General features: G+C 52.2%; 2 protein-coding genes. Both read left to right on the plus strand.

Features of this window, described 5'->3' with window-relative positions; genetic code table 11:
- The first annotated feature begins 118 nt into the window (after positions 1 to 118).
- Positions 119 to 1486 (plus strand): Ni/Fe hydrogenase subunit alpha, encoded by a 1368-nt coding sequence (locus QME66_13305; protein MDI6809924.1) that lies wholly within the window; start codon positions 119 to 121, stop codon positions 1484 to 1486.
- Between the two features lie 212 nt (positions 1487 to 1698).
- Positions 1699 to 2659, plus strand: a 961-nt coding sequence (locus tag QME66_13310; protein MDI6809925.1) for a hypothetical protein, incomplete at its 3' end; no start/stop codon positions are given.

Raw genomic sequence — 2659 nt, forward strand, 5'->3', positions numbered from 1 at the left:
CTTTCAAGCATTGGGTTGGACATGAAGCTCATCCCGGATCGGCCGGCGACGTTCCAGAGATACATTGGTGCTCAGGGAAGATTGAAACCCCTACCACCGAAAAGATAAGGAGGGCGCTATGGGTAAGCAAATCGTGATTCAACCTGTGACAAGAATAGAAGGCCATGCAAAAGTGACCATTCAGCTTGATGATGCCGGTCATGTGAGTGATGCAAAGGTCCAAGCGGTAGAATTGAGAGGTTTTGAAAAATTCTGCATGGGACGACCCGTCGAGGAACTGCCGAGGATCGTGACGAGCATCTGTGGTTTATGCCAATGGTCCCATCACTTGGCCAGCGCGAAGGCATGCGATGCAGTCTTCGGTGTTGAGATCCCTCCTGCGGCCAAGAAGCTGAGAGAACTTGCCAACTCCATTGCACACACTGAAGAGCATATCCTCCATTTCTATTTCTTGGCTGGGGCGGACTTCGTGGTGGGGCCGGATGCAGATTACTCAGTCCGGAACGTGATCGGTATTGCCGGGAAATTTCCCGACCTTGGGAAGAAGGTTGTAAGATGCAGGTACCTCGGCGCACGGATGCTTGAAATCCTCAGCGGAAAGTCCATCCATCCTGTCGCTGCCGTGCCGGGGGGATTCAGCAAACCCCTTCGCCCTGAAGAGAGGGATGAGATAAAGTCCATGGCCAACGAGGTCTTGGAGTTTGCAAAGTTCTCTATTGACTTCGCAAAGAAGGAAATCTTTCCAAAATATCTCGACGCATTCGACACTCTCGCCGTGATCAAGACCGGGTTTTTAGGGACGGTGAAGGAAGATGGCACCCTGGATCTTTATGACGGGATCCTGAGGATGATGTCGCCCGATGGGGTTTATGAGGACTTCAGGTACGATCAGTACACTGACTACATTGCGGAGCATGTCGAACCATGGACCTATCTCAAGTTCCCCTATATGAAGAAGGCTGGTGGATTCTCTATGGACTTGAATAATCCGAAGGGGGTCTATCGTACGAATACGCTCGCCCGGATAAACGTTTGTGATGGGTTCGCAACCCCCCTTGCCCAGAAGGAGTTCGAGGAATTCAGAAAAGCCTTCGGCAGACCGGTCCAGAATACCCTTCTCTATCACTGGGCGCGGTTGATTGAACTTCTCTACAACGCCGAGAATGTGGTTCGTCTCCTTGACGACCCTGAAATGATGTCCACCGATATCTGGAAGAAAGTGGAACCGAGGGCTGGCCGGGGGGTCGGCTGCGTTGAAGCGCCCCGGGGGACGCTCATTCATGATTATGAGACGGATGCGAACGGGATGGTGACCAACGTGAACCTGATTGCGGGAACAACCCACAACAATGCGGCGATTAACATGTCGGTGAAGAGGGCCGCCATCGACAACATCAAAGAGGGCAAGTACGATCAGGGGATCCTCAACAAGGTGGAGATGGCAATTCGGGCCTACGATCCGTGTATGTCCTGTGCCACTCATTAAGAGACATTCCAAAAGTAGTTTGTAAGGGATTTTCATACGGAGACGCTGTGATAACTAACGTTTGCGATCCCACACTGCTCGCTGAGGTTCGGAAGTATGGATCATTCGATGTGTCGGGCTGTTTCAACTGTGGAAGCTGCACACTGGGCTGTGTCTTGTCCACGGATCATGCTTCTTTTCCCCGGAGACAGACCCGGCAGGTGCTCATGGGCTTGAAACAAATGGTGCTTTCAAGTCTCGAGCCGTGGATGTGCCATGACTGTGGGGATTGTTCCACCGTCTGTCCGCGGGAGACGAAACCCCGCGATGGCATGGTGACCTTGCGGCGTTACCTCGCATCCCATTATGACTGGACGGGGATCACGGCCAAAATCAATAGCTCGAAAACCTGGTACATCGGCTCTCTTTCCTTCGTGGCTGCGCTGGTCCTCTTCCTGGTGGTGGCCTACCATGTTTATGCGGTTAAGATGCCCTTTCCCGATTTCGCCTTAACCCCCATGCCCCTTGAGCACATGTTCCCCATGATGACCCACTTTACCCTGGTGGTCATCTTGCTTCCTTTATTTTTCCTCTTCTCCTTCGCCATGCGCATGTACTGGTTCACAATGCGTGGAACCGAGAAGATTACCGTGGCTCCTAACCTCTATTTCATGGAAGGGAAGACATTCCTGTACCATCTGACCACCCATAAGAAAATGGGAGAATGCCCTGAGAAGAGCCGTTGGCCGAAGCACCTCGTTTTGGCCTGGGGGGTCATGATCAAGCTCTCTCTGCTGGTCTTCGCCCTGGCGTGGTTCCAGACCGACAAGCTCTATCGGATATCTCATCCCCAGCGGTGGATCGGTTACCTCGTCACCGCCTTTATCATCTACGGTACCGCAGACATCCTGGCCAGCCGCCTGAGAAAGGAAAAAGAGGTCCACAAGTTTTCTGACATGCGGGATTGGGCCTTTCCGATCTTGCTTCTTGCCGCCGCTATCAGTGGCATCATCGTCCATATCGTCCGGTATGCTGGGTTGGAGTTTGCGACCCACTATGCCTATATCTTTCATATCATGGTCTCTGTTCCCCTATTGGTGATTGAGATGCCGTTCGGGAAATGGACCCATATGATTTATCGTCCCATGGCTCTTTACTTTCAATCTTTAAAAGAGAAGGCGATGCAGAAGCAAT

Source organism: Candidatus Eisenbacteria bacterium, assembly GCA_030017955.1.
Classification (GTDB): domain Bacteria; phylum Eisenbacteria; class RBG-16-71-46; order JASEGR01; family JASEGR01; genus JASEGR01.